Genomic DNA, 14,830 nt, shown 5'->3' with positions numbered 1-14,830 from the left:
GCAAAATTTGGAGCGTATCAAGGGGCGATGGTTTCATTTTCTATAAATTAGGGGCTAATCACCGCCAACGCTACCCGCCTCAGTGAAAATCCCGGCTGCGCACCGTGATGCCGTCCAGCAGCGGCGTCAGGTCGGTCAGGCGCCCAGCGATCAGGTGCCGCACCTCGCCCACCGCCTCCCAACGCCCGTCCACCTTGAGCAACCGCGACCCCACCAGGGCCTGGCGCTGGCGTTCGGCCAGGTCGCGCCAGACCACCACATTGAGGTTGCCGAATTCATCTTCGAGGGTGACAAAGGTCACGCCACTGGCCGTGCCGGGGCGCTGGCGACCGGTGACCAGCCCGGCGACGCTGACAGTGCGCCCATGCTCCACCGCCTGCAGTTCATTCGAGCTGCGGCAACGCCGTTTACGCAGCTCGGCGCGCAGCAGCGCCAATGGGTGCGGGCCAAGGGTGGTGCCAAGCAGGGCGTAGTCGGCGTGCAGATCCTCACCCACCGTCGGTTTCGGCAGTTCCACCCGCGCCTCATCGGGGCTGGGCAGGCCGGCGAACAAGCCAAGCTGCTTATGCACCCCTGCCACGGCCCAGCGCGCCGTATGCCGGTTGCCGGCCAGCGCGCGCAAGGCCCCGGCATCCGCCAACAATGCCTGGGTGCGCGCATCCAGCCCGGCGCGGGCGTCCAGATCGGCAATATCGCTGAACGCCCGGCGCTGACGTGCGGCCTCGATACGCCGCCCATCCTCTTCGCGAAACCCCGAGATCATGCGCAACCCCATGCGAATCGCCGGCTGCTGGCCATCGATGGGTTCCAGGCTGCAATCCCAGTCGCTGGCCTGCACATCCACCGGGCGGATTTGCAAGCGATGGCGCCGCGCATCCTGCAGGATCTGGTCCGGGCTGTAGAACCCCATGGGCCAGCTGTTGATCAACGCACAGGCGAAGGCCGCCGGTTCATGGCACTTGAGCCAGGAACTGGCGTAGGTCAGCAAGGCAAAACTGGCGGCGTGGGACTCGGGGAAACCATAGCTGCCGAAGCCCTTGATCTGTTCGAAGATCTGCGCGGCAAAAGCCTCGGTGTAGCCGTTTTTCAACATGCCGGTGCGCAGGCGTGCTTGATGCGGTTCCAGGCCACCGTGGCGTTTCCAGGCGGCCATGGAACGGCGCAACTGGTCGGCCTCGCCGGGGCTGTAGTCGGCGGCGACCATGGCGATCTGCATCACCTGTTCCTGGAACAGCGGGATGCCCAGGGTGCGTTTGAGCACCGTCTTCAGCTCCGGCGACGGATAGGTAGCAGGTTCCTCTTTGTTACGCCGGCGCAGATAGGGATGCACCATGCCACCCTGGATCGGCCCGGGGCGCACAATGGCCACCTCGATCACCAGGTCGTAGAATTTTTGCGGCCGCAATCTGGGCAACATCGACATCTGCGCTCGCGACTCGATCTGGAACACGCCGATGGTGTCGGCCTTGCTGATCATCGCGTAGGTGGCCGGGTCTTCCTTGGGGATCGTCGCTAGCGACAGGTCACGGCCACGATGGCGGCGCAGCAGATCGAAACAGCGGCGGATCGCGCTGAGCATGCCCAGGGCGAGAATATCCACCTTGAGCAGGCCGACCGCATCGAGGTCATCCTTGTCCCACTGGATGATGGTGCGCTCGGCCATGGCGGCGTTTTCCACCGGCACCAGGGTATCCAGCGGGTATTCGGAAATCACGAAGCCCCCGGGGTGCTGGGACAGGTGCCGGGGAAAACCGATCAGTTGCTGGGTGAGCGTCAGCACACGGCGCAGGATCGGGCTGTCCGGGTCGAAGCCGCCTTCGCGCAGGCGTTCCAGGGGCGGCGCATCGTCACTCCAGCGCCCGCAGCATTCGGCCAGCGCGTTGATCTGGTCCGGCGGCAAGCCGAGGGCCTTGGCCACATCGCGCACTGCGCCGGCGGCGTGGTAACTGCTGACCACCGACGTCAGCGCCGCGCGGGTACGGCCATAGCGCTGGAACACGTACTGCAGCACTTCTTCGCGACGTTCGTGCTCGAAGTCGACGTCGATGTCCGGCGGCTCGTTGCGCTCCTCTGACAGGAAGCGCTCGAACAACGTACTCGTCAGGCTCGGGTCGATCTCGGTGATGCCCAGGGCAAAACACACCGCCGAGTTGGCTGCCGAACCCCGGCCCTGGCACAGGATCGACCGGCTGCGGGCAAAGCGCACGATGTCGTGCACCGTGAGGAAGTAGCTTTCGTAACCCAGTTTGCTGATCAGTGTCAGCTCGTGATGGATCTGCTGCAACGTCTTGGCGTCGACCCCGTGGGGCCAGCGCCGGGCGATGCCTTCGTCGGTGACGGCGCGCAACCAGGATTCGGCATCATGGCCCTCGGGCACCAGCTCGCGCGGGTAGTGATAGCGCAACTGGCCAAGATCGAAGTGGCAGCGCTGGGCGATGGCCAGGGTTTCGTCGAGCAGCGCCTGCGGGTACAGCGTGGTCAGGGCGTCGAGGCTGCGCAGATGCCGCTCGCCATTGGGGTGCAGGCGCGTGCCGGCGTCGGCCACCGGCACGTGATGGCGGATCGCAGTCATGGTGTCTTGCAGGGCGCGGCGGCCACGGGCATGCATATGCACATCGCCGCAGGCCACCGCCGGGATATGCAGGCTGGCGGCCAGGTGCAGGCGTTGCTCCAGATGCCGCGCATCGTCCTGGCCGCAGTGCAGGTGCACCGCCAGCCACAGGCGTTCGGCGAAGGTACGGCGCAGCCATTGGATGGAGGCCTGGGTGTCGCTGTCTTCGGCGACCCACAGCGCCAGCAGGCCGGGCAACGGCTGCTCGAAGTCTTCCAGCAGCAGGCGGTAGCGACCTTTTTCAGCCCGGCGTCGGGCCACGGTGATCAAGCGGCACAGGTGCTGGTAGCCGCTGAGGTCCTGCACCAGCAACACCAGTTTCGGGCCGTTTTCGATGCGCACTTCGCTGCCGATAATCAGCGGCAAGCCCACCGCCTTCGCCGCCTGCCAGGCCCGCACGATGCCCGACAAGGTGCATTCATCGGTGATCGCCAGGGCGCTGTAGCCCTGGCGCTTGGCCCGCTCGAACAACTCCAGGGCGCTGGAGGCACCGCGTTGGAAGCTGAAGTTGGACAGGCAGTGCAGCTCGGCATAACTCATGCGAACCAGCCCTGCAGCCACAGCCCATCGCTTTGCCCCACGCTGCGATAGGCCCAGCCTTGCTGGCCGGCGCGCGTCTGGATCAGGTAGTAGTCGCGGCGAATATCAGCACCGTCCCACCAGCCGGATTCGATGCGCTCCGGGCCCATGAGGATCTGCACGCCCTGCTCGGCCAGCAAGGTCGGTTCGTCAAGCAACCAGCCGGGACGCCGCACCTTGCTCAAGGTGGCGCACGGGCTTTTATCCGCCGCCATTTGCCAGGCGCATTCGGGGCGATGGTCGGCATGGAAGCGCAGGCCTTGTACCGCCTCATCCCCCAGGCGTGCACGCAGGCGTTCGCGCAGTTGTTCCCACGGCAGGGTCTGTTGCGGGCGATCGTCGAACAGGTCTTGGCGTTGCGGCACGAACACCGGCAGGTCCTGGGCCACCAGGCGAAAACCGCGCACCGGCGAGGTGACTTGCACGTGCTCGAGGCGCCCACGGGCCAGTTCGAACAGCATCGCCGGCTCACGCTCGGCGCCCAGCAGGCCGACCTTGATCACACTGTCCGGTGCATCGGCATGTTCCAGGTGCAGGTCGAAACGCTGCACGCCACTGTCACGGCCGCAGAGGAACGCCGAGAGGTCGCCGGTCAGACGGCGCAGGGGGAATAACAAGGCCTGGTGGGATTGCACATCGAAATTCAGCTCGATGCGCACATCGAACTGGTCCGGCGGCTGATAGAACGCCAGGGCCAACGGCCGTTGTCCGGTCAAAGCATCGAGGTGCTTGAGCAGGCTGGCGTCAAAGCGCCGCGCCAGGGTGTGCCGGGGCAACGCCTGCACTTGGGCCAGGGTACGCAGGCCCATACGCGACAACGCGGTGGCCGCTTGCGGGTCGAGGCCGGCGCGGTCGATGGGCAATGGCGCCAGGGCCTGGAGCAACCCCTCCTCATCGGCCACGGCCAGGCCATCGTAGAGATTGGCCAGCACCCGCGCCGCCGCCGGGTTGGGGGCGGCGACGATACGATGACGAAAGCCCAGCTCGGTCAACTCCTGACGCAGGCGTGCCTCGAACCGAGGCCAGGGCCCGAACAGGCCCAGGCTCGATTCGATCTCGAACAGCAAGGCACGCGGGTAATACACACTGACCTGGGAGCTGAAACGGTAGGCCCAGGCGGCGAGGAACTGCTGCCAGCGCTCGATCTCCACGGGGTCGTATTCGGCACAGGCAAAGGTCTTGGCCAGGGCATGGGCGGCCGTCAGCGATTGCCCCGGGCGCAGGCCCAATGCGCGGGCGGCGTCATTGACGGTTTGCAGCACGCGCCGCTGCGGCGTGCCGGCCAGCAGCGCCAGGGGTTGGTCGGGCTCGGGGTGCAGGCGCTGCACCCCGTCCAGCGCCAATTGCGGGAAGACAATACACACCCAGCGCATGGCAACCTCAGTGCCCCGCCAGTGCAATCGGCGCCGGATGAGCCAAGCCACCCCGGCACTTGAGCACCCGCACCCGGGCAGGTTTGGCCTCGACGGCCAGGCGCAGGGCGGCGGGCGAAGGGTTGATCGCTTCACTCAAGGCGCGCCAGGCAAACGCCAGGGTCTGCCCGGTTTCCGCGGCCACCTGCAAGCGGCGCAAGGCGCGGTCATCCGCCTTGTGCGGCCAGCACAGCACCGCGCCGCAACTGCCGGAGCGCAGGCATTGTTCCACCGCCCACAGCACATCGCGCGCCTCGGCCTGGACCACCGACAGCTGGCGCAAATCCACCCCGGCGTTCTGCCATGCGTGGGGGTACGGGGTGTAGGGCGGCGCCACCAGCACAATGCGCTCCCCCGCCGCCGATAACCGCGCCAGGGTCGGCAGCACCAGTTGCAGTTCGCCGATACCGTCCTTGGCCATCAGGATTTCGCTCAAGGCCGACTCCGGCCAGCCGCCCGTGGGCAGCACCGCATCCAGCGCCGCCAGCCCCGTAGGCTGCACGCTGGCCGGAGGCGCGACAGGCCGGCCTTTCCAGACGCGGCCGCCATTGAACAGCGTATCCAGTGCAACCACGGCGCCCATCAGCCTTGCCTCACCAAGCCGCAGAACACCCCTTCGATGGCCAGGTCCTGGTCGGGGCCGACCACGATAGGTTCGTATGCGGGGTTACGCGGCAGCAGACGCACACGCTCGCCACTGCGCTCGAAACGCTTGATGGTGACTTCACCGTCCAGGCGCGCCACCACAATCTGCCCGTTCACGGCTTCGGCACTGCGGCGCACACCCACCAGGTCGCCGTCGAGGATGCCGTCCTCGATCATCGAGTCGCCTTGCACCCGCAACAGATAATCCGGGGTTTTCGCGAAAGTGGCGGGGTCGAGTTGCAGGCGGCTGTGCACGTCGGCATCCGCGCCGATGGGCCGGCCGGCTGCCACTCGGCCGAGCACCGGGACATCCAGCCACTCCGGGCGCAGGGGCTGGTTGAGCAAACGAATGCCGCGCGCCTGGTTGGGGTTGACCTCGATGAAGCCGGCTTCGGCCAGGGCCACGACGTGCTTGCGCGCGACGCTGCGGGAGGCAAAGCCGAACGCCTCGGCGATCTCGGCGAGGCTGGGGGGTTGGCCTTGCTGCGCGATACGGTCGCGGATGAAGGTCAGGATGGCGGTGCGGCGGGGGGTCAGGGTCGTCATGGAGTACATTTGTACTCCTCTGGGAAATTTCTTACAAGAGCCGGTAGTCGGGGCTGGAGGTTATGCAGATCAAACTATGGGAGGCCCAGAAGCCGCCAAGCTCATCCCCCTCCCGCCATATGCTGCGCAATCCTGCCCCTCAACCACCGCTCCGCCGGGTCATTGTCATGCACCCCACTCCACACCATCGACAACTCCGCCGCGTCGATCGCAAACGGCGGATCCTCTGCCCGCAGCGCCGTGCCCTCGGTCAACGCACACGCCGCATAGTCGGGCACCGTTGCAATAATCTGCGTACCGGCCAGCAGCGCCCGCAAGCCACTGAACTGCGGTACCGCCAGCACCACCCGCCGGGCACGGCCGATACGGGCCAGGTCCAGATCGATATTGCCGCTCAAGTCCCCCGAGAACGACACCATCGCATGGGGCCGTGCGCAATAGTCGTCGAGGGTCAGCGGTTCGTCGCCATCATCCCCGCGCAGCACCTTGCAGGGAATGTCCCGCAGTTTCCTGCGCTTGGCATTCGCCGGCAGTTCAGTGGTGTAGCTCACGCCCACCGAGATCTCGCCACTGGCCAGTAACGCGGACATCAGCAGGTAATTGGCGCGGCGTACCACCACGATAATGCCCGGGGCTTCTTCGCGCAGTTGGCTGAGCAGCGGCGGGAACAGGCCGAACTCGGCGTCGTCGGACAGGCCGATGCGGAACACCGCACAGCTGGTGGAAGGGTCGAAATCCTTGGCGCGGCTGACTGCGCCTGAAATGGTGTCCATGGCCGGTTGCAGCTCCTTGAGTATCGCCACGGCACGTGGCGTGGGCTCCATGCCCCGGCCGTTGCGCAGCAGCAACGGGTCGTCGAACAAATCTCGCAGCCGGCCCAATGCCGCACTCACCGCCGGTTGGCCCATGAAGAGCTTTTCGGCGACCCGGGTCAGGTTCTTCTCGAACATCAGCGCTTCGAAAATCACCAACAGGTTCATGTCGACGCGGCGCAGGTCATTGCGGTTCATGGCGGTATCCAAACGGTTAGCAGGCTCCCAGCTAAGCAGACAGGACACTGCCTGGATTGCATGCCTGTGCTGTCTTTTCCGCGACCGAACCTGGCGAAATTAACAACGATTAACTCGCCAGCCAGACGGTACGGCGCCAAAAATGAGCCGGTCTACACTGCATCCATTCACCGGGAACGCTCCCATCGACTGCGGATATCCGTCATGGCCCGACCTGCGTATTGTGCTCCTCGCTTATCCGCCACCGGCGGCCTGTGCCCCCGGCGCGAACGAATCGCCAAGCAATTGATCCTCGCCAACCTCGGTGAAAGCCTGGCGATTGCCGACCTGGCCCAGGCCTGCGCCCTGTCGCGCAGCCATTTTTCCCGCGCGTTCAAGTGCACCACCGGGCTGTCGCCCCAGGAATGGATACGCCAGCAACGCATCCAGCGGGCCAAGGAGTTGATCACCGGTTCCTCCTTGAGCCTCACGCAAATCAGCCTGGAGTGCGGCTTTTGCGACCAGGCGCATTTCTGCCATATGTTCACGCGCAGCGAGGGCGTCAACCCGATGACCTGGCGAAATCACCAACTGCGTCACAAGCCTCGGGAGATCGCTGCCTAGTGGTCGGCACGCACCTGGAATATGCTGGCCACTTACTTTTCCCAGAGCATGGCCACCCATGAGTGACCCACGCGACCAGGCCGTGCATTTCGGTCCTTACCGTGTCCACCCGCGCCAGCGCCTGGTGCTGGAGGCCGGTCGCCCATTGCGCTTGGGACGGCGGGCCGTGGACATCCTGCTGATCCTGCTGGAGCAGGCCGGCACGGTGGTGAGCAAGCAGGAACTGATCGCCCGGGTCTGGCCCAAGAGCGTGGTGGAAGACGGCAACCTGCGGGTGCACATGGCGGCGCTGCGCAAGGCCCTGGGCGATGGCCAGGCCGGGCAGCGCTATATCGTTACGGTGGCCCAGCGTGGCTACAGTTTTGTGGCGCCACTGAGCATCGAGCCGATGAGCCTACCGACCGAAGGCGCCCCCCAACGCCCGAGCCACAACCTGCCGCTGCGACGCACGCGCATGCTTGGCCGCCAGGCCCTGATCGACAGCCTGGTACAGCAGCTGCCCGAGCAACGCTTTATCACCCTGACCGGCGCCGGCGGCATCGGCAAGACCACCGTCGCGTTGCGCGTTGCGGAATTGTTGATCGGACATTACCGCGACGGTATTCGCCTGCTGGACCTGGCACCTCTCAGCGCGCCGTCGATGATCCTGCCCAATCTCGCCGCGCTCCTCGACCTCACCTACACCGAGCATGAACCGTTGCCCGTGTTTGCACGCCGCCTGCAGGAGCACCAGTTGCTGCTGGTGATCGACAACTGCGAACACCTGCTGGACGACATCGCGCTGATCAGCGAGGCCCTGCTGCGCCACGCGCCCCAATTGCACATCCTCGCCACCAGCCGCGAAGCCTTGCGCGCCGAGGGCGAGTCGGTGCAGCGCCTGGAACCCCTGGCCTGCCCGCCCGCCACCGGTAACCGCGCCCAAGCCCTGGGTTATCCGGCCCTGCAACTGCTGATCGAGCGGGCCATGTCCCATCAGGACAGCTTCGAACTGAGCGAAGCCGAACTGCCCCTGGCCATTGATATCTGCCAACGCCTGGACGGCATCCCCCTGGCAATCGAGTTGGTGGCCGCACAGATCGAGCGCTTCGGGCTGCCCGGCCTGCTGGTGCAGATGGAAGACAACTTTCGCCTGCTCACCCGTGGCCGACGCAGCGCCCTGCCCCGCCATCAAACCTTGCGTGCCACCCTGGACTGGAGCTTCGAATTGCTCACCGGCTGCGAGCAAATCTGCCTGCGTCGCCTGGCGGTGTTCCGCGGTGGTTTCAGCCTGGCCAGTGCAGCGGCGGTAATCGCCGGGCAACAGGTTGCACCGGCCGAGGTGCTGGGTTCGATCACCCAGCTGGTGGCGAAATCCCTGCTCACGGTGGAGGCCGGGGATGACGAGGTGGTCTACCGCCTGCTGGACATCACCCGCACCTATGCCCTGGAAAAACTCAGCGTCGCCAATGAACTCGACGCCACCCGTGAACACCACGCCAAGCGCTGCCTGGTGCTGATGAACCAGGCGCAGGACGATTGGGAACAGACCGCCACCCAAACCTGGATCGACCGCTATGCCCCGCTGCGCGAAGACATTCGTGCCGCCCTCGACTGGGGCCTGGGCGACCAGGGCGTGCACCTGCTGGGTATTCGTCTCACCGTCAGCGCCATGCCGTTGTGGCAGGAGCTGTCGCTGCTGCGCGAACACGGGCTGTACGTGGGCAAGGCCCTGGCGCGGCTGGGGCAATCGAGCACGCCGAGCCCGAACTTGAACATGGCCTTGCAGTTGGCCTTCGGCAGTTTTTCCTATCACACCCAGGGCGGTACGCCGCAGACCATCGAAGCCTTTGCCCATGCACGGCGCCTGGCCGAAGCCGACAGCAACCTGGTTGGCCAACTGCGCGCGGTGTCGGGGCAAATGGCGGTCAGCCTGTGTGGCGGCAACTACCGCGAGGCCCTGGAGCAAAGCCTGCATTTCGACCGGTTGGGGCCGCAGGCCGAGCCGTTGCTGGCCCTCAGTGCCCAACGCCTGAGGGTGCTGGCGCAGCACTTCGCCGGCAATCAGATACTGGCGCAGCAGAATGCCGAACAGGTGATCCAGCGCATGGCCCAGAGCGGCCATCTCAACCGGTTTACCCACGGCTTTGGCGTACAGTACGACCAGAGCGTGGCCTCGTTGACCATCCTCGCGCGCATCCTGTGGCTGCGCGGTTTTCCCGAACGTGCGTGGCGCACCGCCAGCCAGGCGCTGGAGCTGGCGCTGCAGATCAACCACGGCACGTCGATTTGCTACACCCTGGCCCTGGCCGGGGTGGTCATCGCCCATTGCAACGGCGACACCCTCACGGCCCGCGACCGCTTGGACCTCCTCCTGCAACAGGCGCAAAAGCATTCGGTGCAGTTGTTCCACACCTGGGCGCAATGCTACGAAGGCACGGCGCAGATCGCCGATATGCAGGGATTGGGGCTGGTCGCAGACATCCTGGTGACCTTCAACGCCCGAGCCGTGGATGAAGCCTTGTTCGAACGCGCCCGGAGCGGTGCGGCCGGCTGGTGCAGCCCGGAAATCCTGCGCGTGCGCGCCGAGGCCATGGCCGATCCCCAAGGGGCCGAGGCGCTGCTGCTCGAAGCCCTGGAGTTGGCACACCAGCAAGGCGCGCTGGCCTGGGAGCTGCGCTGTGCAGACTCGTTGGCGCGGCTGTGGCAACAGCAGGGTCGTGTGCAGGCCGCCCGCGACCTGCTGGGTTCGGTCTACGCGCGATTTACCGAAGGCTTCGCCACCCAGGACCTAGTCCGCGTACGCCGCCTGCTCGACGAGTTGCAGGACAAACGGCCGGCCTGAAAACGTCCCCAGGTAATGCCCATAGCCCTGCTGCAAACGCGCCACCTGCTGCGGGTTGCGCAGGAGTGCCAGGCCATAGCTGCGCGTGCTGTTGAGCAGACGATAGCGTGGATAACCCGGACCGGGTTCGAGGCTCAGCAGCGAGGTACCAACCAGCCGCCCGAGCAGGTACGACAAATCGGCGTGTTCCAGCTCGGTGCCGGCCACCAGCTTACCCAGGGTGGGTAAGGTCACGGCCATCTTGAACAGGCTCAGTTGCAGGAACAGCCAGCGCTCCGGCAGGCTCAGGCGCTCGTAGGTCCAGTCCAGGGCGGCGGCCAGGGATTGGTGGCGCTCCACCGCTGTGCGGCGGCCCCGGGTCAGTACCTGCACTCCACTGTGCAACTGCGCCTGTAGACCGCGCACGCCCAGCGCATCCACTTGGGCCGCCGCCAGTTCAAGGGCCAGGGGAATACCGTCGAGGCGCCGGCAGATGTCCCGCAACGGTGCCAGGTCCTGTCGGCGCAACACAAAGCCCTGTTGGCCGGCACACGCCCGGGCGACGAACAGTTGCACGGCGGGGAACGCCATCGCCTGTTCAACACCGCCCAACGCCGACGGTGCCGGCACGCCCAGCGGGGGGACGCGCAGCACCCATTCGCCTGGGGCCTGCAACGCTTCGCGACTGCTGACCAGCACGCTGACCTGGGGCGCATTTTCGCGCAGCGCCCGTAAAAGATGTCGACAGGCACCGAGCAGCAGGTCGGCGCCGTCGAGTACCAGCAGCAATTGCCGGGAGACCAGCTGGCGGCACAACTGCGTGACACTGCCGCCGGGTTCCAGATGCAGCACCGTGGCCAGGTGGCGCAGCATCATCAACGGCGCCTCCACCGTGGCCAGGTCGATCCACCACACACCGTCGCGATAGCGCGGCAACACCCGCTCGGCCAGCGCCAGGGCGAGGCTGCTCTTGCCCACGCCGGCGCAACCGGTCAGGGTCATCAGGCGCTGCCCGGACACACGCCGCACCAGCACGCCCAGCAGTTCATCGCGACCGATCAGCGGGCTGAGCCGGGGGGCAAGGTTATGTCGGGGCAGCACCGCGGCAGCCGCGACCCGCACGGGGGCGGCGAAGCAGTAACCGCGCTGGGGGTCGTTGATAATCAAGCGTTGCCCGTCAAGGGCACGGCGCAATGCAGCGATGTGCACCCGCAGGTTGTTCTCTTCCACCACGCTGGACGGCCAGACCCGCTCGATCAGGGTGGCCTTGCTGATAAATTGCCCTGGCGACTCCAGCAGCACCGCCAGAATATCCAATGCCCGCCCGCCCAACGGCACCGGCCAACCCGCCTTGCTCACCAGCCGCTGCTGCCGATGAAAGGCATAGTCACCGAAGCGCACCGTGCTATCCGCGTCAATCGCCTGAGGCATATTCATGTCTGCAATCGCGCTGAAACACCCGGTCTTGGGCGTCCGCGCATCCTTTTCCATGGGCTCGACGTTATCTTGCCAGCTACCCGTGACAGGGCAATGCTGGCACGGGGAGCGATACGGACAATCGGGTGCGCGAGACGGACATCCTGTCGTTAACTGAACTGCTGGCGATATTGGGTCGGGTTGAGGCCGAGTTTTTCACTGAATAGAAAGCGCATGTGCCGCACGCTGCCGAAGCCTGCGTGGAACGCCACGGTCTTGAGCGGCAGGTCGGTGGTTTCCAGCAGTTGCCGGGCGCGGTCGATGCGCGCGCCCTGCAGGAAGGCCATGGGCGTCATCTGTACGTCCTTGGCGAACAACCGGGCAAAGTGGCGCGGGCTCATGCCGGCCAGTTCGGCCATGGACTCGATGGTGAAGGGCTGGTCCAGATGGGCGAGCACATGGTTCTGCACGCGGGTGATCGGGGTTTCCTGGGGCGCCACCGACGCGGTCATCGGGCTGAACTGGGCCTGGCCGCCCTGGCGCTTCATCACCACCAGCAGCACCTTGGCCACATCCACCGCCACTTGCTTGCCATGGTCCTGGGCGACGATCGACAGCGCCAGGTCGATACCGGCGGTGACCCCGCCCGAGGTAATCAACCGCCCGTCCTGCAGGTAGATGCGATCCGTCTCGACGATGGCCTTGGGGAAGGCCTTGATCAAGCGCTCGGTGTAGTGCCAGTGGGTGGTCACGCGGCGTTCGTCGAGCAGCCCGGCGTGGCCCAGCACAAAAGCGCCGGTGCAGATCGAGCCGAAGCGCCGCGCCCGTGGCGCCGCCGCCTTGAGCCAGGGCAGCAGCGCCGGATGGCATTCGTTATAGGCACCCGGGCCGCCGGGCACCAGCAGCAGGTCATAAGCCGCCTGGGCCTGGTCCAGCAGCAGGTCGGCCTGGACCAGCACCCCATTGGAGGCGCGTAACGGCCCGGGCTCGGTGCCCAGGGTGAGGATCTGGTAATGCTCCGCCGCCGGCAGGTAGCGGTTGGCAATGGAAAACACTTCGAGCGGCCCGGCCATGTCAAGCAGGAGGAAGTCCGGGAACAGCGCCATGGCCACGGTTTTCATACGGGAAGCATCCATCGAGGGTAAGAAAGCGAAAGGCATTATGGCATGCCCTTCACTGTCAATCTCAAGGAGACAGTTATTCAGATTTCATCTTCTTAATGAATATTTCGGTTACCAGTAACCTTCTTCTCAACGCAAGCGCCCTGCATCTCGCAGCCCGCGCTCACTTGAGGACAAGACCATGCTGACCCTTCGCAAAGCTTCCGAACGCGGCGCCGCCAATCACGGTTGGTTGAAGTCGTTCCACACCTTCTCGTTCGCCAACTATTGGAACCCCGATGAACAGGGTTTTTCCGACCTGCTGGTGATCAACGACGACCGCGTCGCGGCCGGCAAAGGCTTCGGCCAGCACCCGCACCGCGACATGGAGATTTTCTCCTATGTGCTTGAAGGCGCCCTGGAACACAAGGACACCCTGGGCACCGGTTCGGTGATCCGCCCCGGCGATGTGCAACTGATGAGCGCCGGCAGCGGCGTAGCCCACAGCGAGTTCAACCACAGCCAGACCCGTGGCGTGCACTTCCTGCAAATCTGGATCGTACCCGCCGTGGCCGGTGCCGAACCGCGCTATCAACAGGAGCACTTCAGCGCGGCGCAGAAACAAGGGCGCCTGCAACTGATCATCTCGCCGGACGGCAGCGACGGCTCCCTGACCGTGCGCCAGGACGCCAGGGTGTACGCCGGGCTGTTCAATGGCGACGAAGCCGCGACCCTCGACCTGCCGCCGGATCGCCACGTGTACATCCATGTGGCTCGGGGCAGCGTGGACATCAACGGCCAGCGCTTGCAGGAAGGCGACGGTGCCCGAGTGCGCGATGAGCGGCAAATCCGCTTGAGCCAGGGCCAGGATGCCGAGGTGCTGGTGTTCGACCTGCGCCCCCAGGAACGGCCACAGATGCCGTGACCGGCTCGGCGTTGGCCCTTTGAAACGGGCCATCGCTGGCATCGATAGTCACCATCATCCCAATGAAGTTCTCTTAAAAAATGCAACGCGTAACATCAAACCCATACCAGGCAACACCCAACTAAAACACTCGGAGCACCCCCTCATGAAACGCCAAATCTTGCTTAGCCTCGCTTTCTCGGTACTCGCTGCAAACGCATTTGCCCACCCTGTTGTTGCTGAAGGCGGCGCGGATCGCCTGATCGAAAGCCGTGTTGCCGAAGGCGGGGCTGACCGTCTGCAAGGCAATCGTGTAGCCGAAGACGGTGCCGATCGCCTGCAAGGCAATCGTGTAGCCGAAGACGGTGCCGATCGCCTGCAAGGCAATCGTGTAGCCGAAGGTGGTGCCGATCGCTTGCAGGAACGTGGCCTGGCCGAGGGCGGTGCCGATCGCCTGCTGGACAACCACGCTTGATACCGCAGCGTTTGCGAGCCCCCCAAACCGGCCTGATCAGCCGGTTTTTTTTCGTCTGCCTCATCAGAGAAGTCACCGAATTGCGCTTTCCTGCGCAAATAAGTCATTTACGGACCTACCATGGCCGACTCCAGGTCCTTAAAGTGCTGCCACTGAGCAATTGACGGGCGTACTTATGAATCTCTGGTTGCGTTTGCTGTACATGCTCTGCCGCCGCCCATGGCGAACCCCCGCCCACGGCCTGGCCACCACGGTGGTGCGCATGCGGGTGTGGCCCCTGGACCTGGATATCAACCGGCATGTCACCAATGGCCGGTACTTTTCACTGGCGGATGTCGCACGCATGGATTTCGTCTTGCGTACCGGTGCCTTTCGCGTCGCCCTGCGCCACAAGGCCCTGCCCATCGTGGGCGACACCTGGGGCAAGTTTCGACGGGAGTTGAAGCTGTTCGAGGTGTTCGAGGTGCACACCCGCATGCTGGGCTGGGACGCGAAGTGGAGCCTGATGGAACACCGTTTTATCAGTCGCGGTCGCGTAGTCGGCGTGGTGGTGATGCGCGGGCTGTTCCGCTCGGCCAAGGGCACTTTGCCTCCGGGTGAGTTCGTGCGGGAACTGGGTCTGGACGAGGCATCACCGCCGATGCCGCAATGGTTGATCGACTGGGCGCAGAGTTGCGATGACATGAGCGTGCAGTTGCGGGAGGAGGAATTGACCTGAGGATGCCACCT

General features: G+C 65.2%; 12 protein-coding genes. 5 read left to right on the top strand and 7 right to left on the bottom strand.

Annotated features, from left to right (window positions below; translation table 11 throughout):
• Window positions 1–79: 79 nt before the first annotated feature.
• From AC07OT_RS27380 to AC07OT_RS27360, 5 genes are all read right to left on the bottom strand, one after another.
• Entirely contained in the window at window positions 80–3,172 is a 3,093-nt protein-coding gene (locus AC07OT_RS27380) for an error-prone DNA polymerase (protein ID WP_495109539.1), read from the bottom strand.
• The gene (locus AC07OT_RS27375; RefSeq protein WP_495109538.1) at window positions 3,148–4,563 is read right to left on the bottom strand and encodes a Y-family DNA polymerase; all 1,416 of its coding nucleotides are present in this window, start codon (window positions 4,561–4,563) and stop codon (window positions 3,148–3,150) included. The genes AC07OT_RS27380 and AC07OT_RS27375 overlap by 25 nt, the downstream gene beginning before the upstream one ends.
• A gap of 7 nt (window positions 4,564–4,570) precedes the next feature.
• Window positions 4,571–5,185, bottom strand: a complete 615-nt coding sequence (gene imuA / locus AC07OT_RS27370; RefSeq protein ID WP_141155222.1) for a translesion DNA synthesis-associated protein ImuA — start codon at window positions 5,183–5,185, stop codon at window positions 4,571–4,573.
• The gene (gene lexA / locus AC07OT_RS27365) at window positions 5,185–5,802 is read right to left on the bottom strand and encodes a transcriptional repressor LexA (RefSeq protein ID WP_495109537.1); all 618 of its coding nucleotides are present in this window, start codon (window positions 5,800–5,802) and stop codon (window positions 5,185–5,187) included. Before lexA ends, imuA begins: the two co-directional genes overlap by 1 nt.
• Before the next feature lie 92 nt (window positions 5,803–5,894).
• Window positions 5,895–6,803, bottom strand: coding sequence for a LysR family transcriptional regulator (locus AC07OT_RS27360; protein ID WP_495109536.1), 909 nt, complete (start codon window positions 6,801–6,803; stop codon window positions 5,895–5,897).
• 204 nt (window positions 6,804–7,007) lie between these two features.
• Here AC07OT_RS27360 and AC07OT_RS27355 point away from each other — a divergent pair, with 204 nt between their 5' ends.
• On the top strand, window positions 7,008–7,406 hold the full coding sequence (locus AC07OT_RS27355; protein WP_027608661.1) for a helix-turn-helix domain-containing protein: 399 nt from the start codon (window positions 7,008–7,010) through the stop codon (window positions 7,404–7,406).
• Between the two features lie 58 nt (window positions 7,407–7,464).
• A complete protein-coding gene (locus AC07OT_RS27350) occupies window positions 7,465–10,227 on the top strand; it encodes an ATP-binding protein (protein ID WP_495109535.1) in 2,763 nt (920 codons plus the stop codon).
• Here AC07OT_RS27350 and AC07OT_RS27345 read toward each other — a convergent pair.
• Window positions 10,174–11,697 carry an ATP-binding protein gene (locus tag AC07OT_RS27345; RefSeq protein ID WP_115488231.1) on the bottom strand — a complete coding sequence of 508 codons (1,524 nt, stop codon included), beginning with the start codon at window positions 11,695–11,697 and terminating at the stop codon, window positions 10,174–10,176. The two genes, AC07OT_RS27350 and AC07OT_RS27345, sit on opposite strands and share 54 nt — an antisense overlap.
• A gap of 95 nt (window positions 11,698–11,792) precedes the next feature.
• Window positions 11,793–12,743 (bottom strand): GlxA family transcriptional regulator, encoded by a 951-nt coding sequence (locus tag AC07OT_RS27340; protein WP_115488232.1) that lies wholly within the window; start codon window positions 12,741–12,743, stop codon window positions 11,793–11,795.
• Window positions 12,744–12,924: 181 nt separating this feature from the next.
• Here AC07OT_RS27340 and AC07OT_RS27335 point away from each other — a divergent pair, with 181 nt between their 5' ends.
• The 3 genes from AC07OT_RS27335 (at window position 12,925) to AC07OT_RS27325 (ending at window position 14,819) form a co-directional block, all read left to right on the top strand.
• Window positions 12,925–13,647 carry a pirin family protein gene (locus tag AC07OT_RS27335; protein WP_027608665.1) on the top strand — a complete coding sequence of 241 codons (723 nt, stop codon included), beginning with the start codon at window positions 12,925–12,927 and terminating at the stop codon, window positions 13,645–13,647.
• A 145-nt stretch (window positions 13,648–13,792) separates the two neighbouring features.
• Window positions 13,793–14,101, top strand: coding sequence for a hypothetical protein (locus tag AC07OT_RS27330; protein WP_495109534.1), 309 nt, complete (start codon window positions 13,793–13,795; stop codon window positions 14,099–14,101).
• A gap of 175 nt (window positions 14,102–14,276) precedes the next feature.
• Window positions 14,277–14,819 (top strand): thioesterase family protein, encoded by a 543-nt coding sequence (locus tag AC07OT_RS27325; RefSeq protein WP_065941947.1) that lies wholly within the window; start codon window positions 14,277–14,279, stop codon window positions 14,817–14,819.
• Window positions 14,820–14,830: the final 11 nt, after the last annotated feature.

Source organism: Pseudomonas sp. GW821-FHT09C10 (assembly GCF_059418085.1).
This window is presented reverse-complemented; position numbering and strand designations above follow the sequence as displayed.

Coding starts and splice junctions, on each gene's coding strand:
- AC07OT_RS27375 (WP_495109538.1), bottom strand. CDS start 4,563: ATGCGCTGGGTGTGTATTGTCTTCCCGCAATTGGCGCTGGACGGGGTG.
- imuA (WP_141155222.1), bottom strand. CDS start 5,185: ATGGGCGCCGTGGTTGCACTGGATACGCTGTTCAATGGCGGCCGCGTC.
- lexA (WP_495109537.1), bottom strand. CDS start 5,802: ATGTACTCCATGACGACCCTGACCCCCCGCCGCACCGCCATCCTGACC.
- AC07OT_RS27360 (WP_495109536.1), bottom strand. CDS start 6,803: ATGAACCGCAATGACCTGCGCCGCGTCGACATGAACCTGTTGGTGATT.
- AC07OT_RS27355 (WP_027608661.1), top strand. CDS start 7,008: ATGGCCCGACCTGCGTATTGTGCTCCTCGCTTATCCGCCACCGGCGGC.
- AC07OT_RS27350 (WP_495109535.1), top strand. CDS start 7,465: ATGAGTGACCCACGCGACCAGGCCGTGCATTTCGGTCCTTACCGTGTC.
- AC07OT_RS27345 (WP_115488231.1), bottom strand. CDS start 11,697: ATGGAAAAGGATGCGCGGACGCCCAAGACCGGGTGTTTCAGCGCGATT.
- AC07OT_RS27340 (WP_115488232.1), bottom strand. CDS start 12,743: ATGAAAACCGTGGCCATGGCGCTGTTCCCGGACTTCCTCCTGCTTGAC.
- AC07OT_RS27335 (WP_027608665.1), top strand. CDS start 12,925: ATGCTGACCCTTCGCAAAGCTTCCGAACGCGGCGCCGCCAATCACGGT.
- AC07OT_RS27330 (WP_495109534.1), top strand. CDS start 13,793: ATGAAACGCCAAATCTTGCTTAGCCTCGCTTTCTCGGTACTCGCTGCA.
- AC07OT_RS27325 (WP_065941947.1), top strand. CDS start 14,277: ATGAATCTCTGGTTGCGTTTGCTGTACATGCTCTGCCGCCGCCCATGG.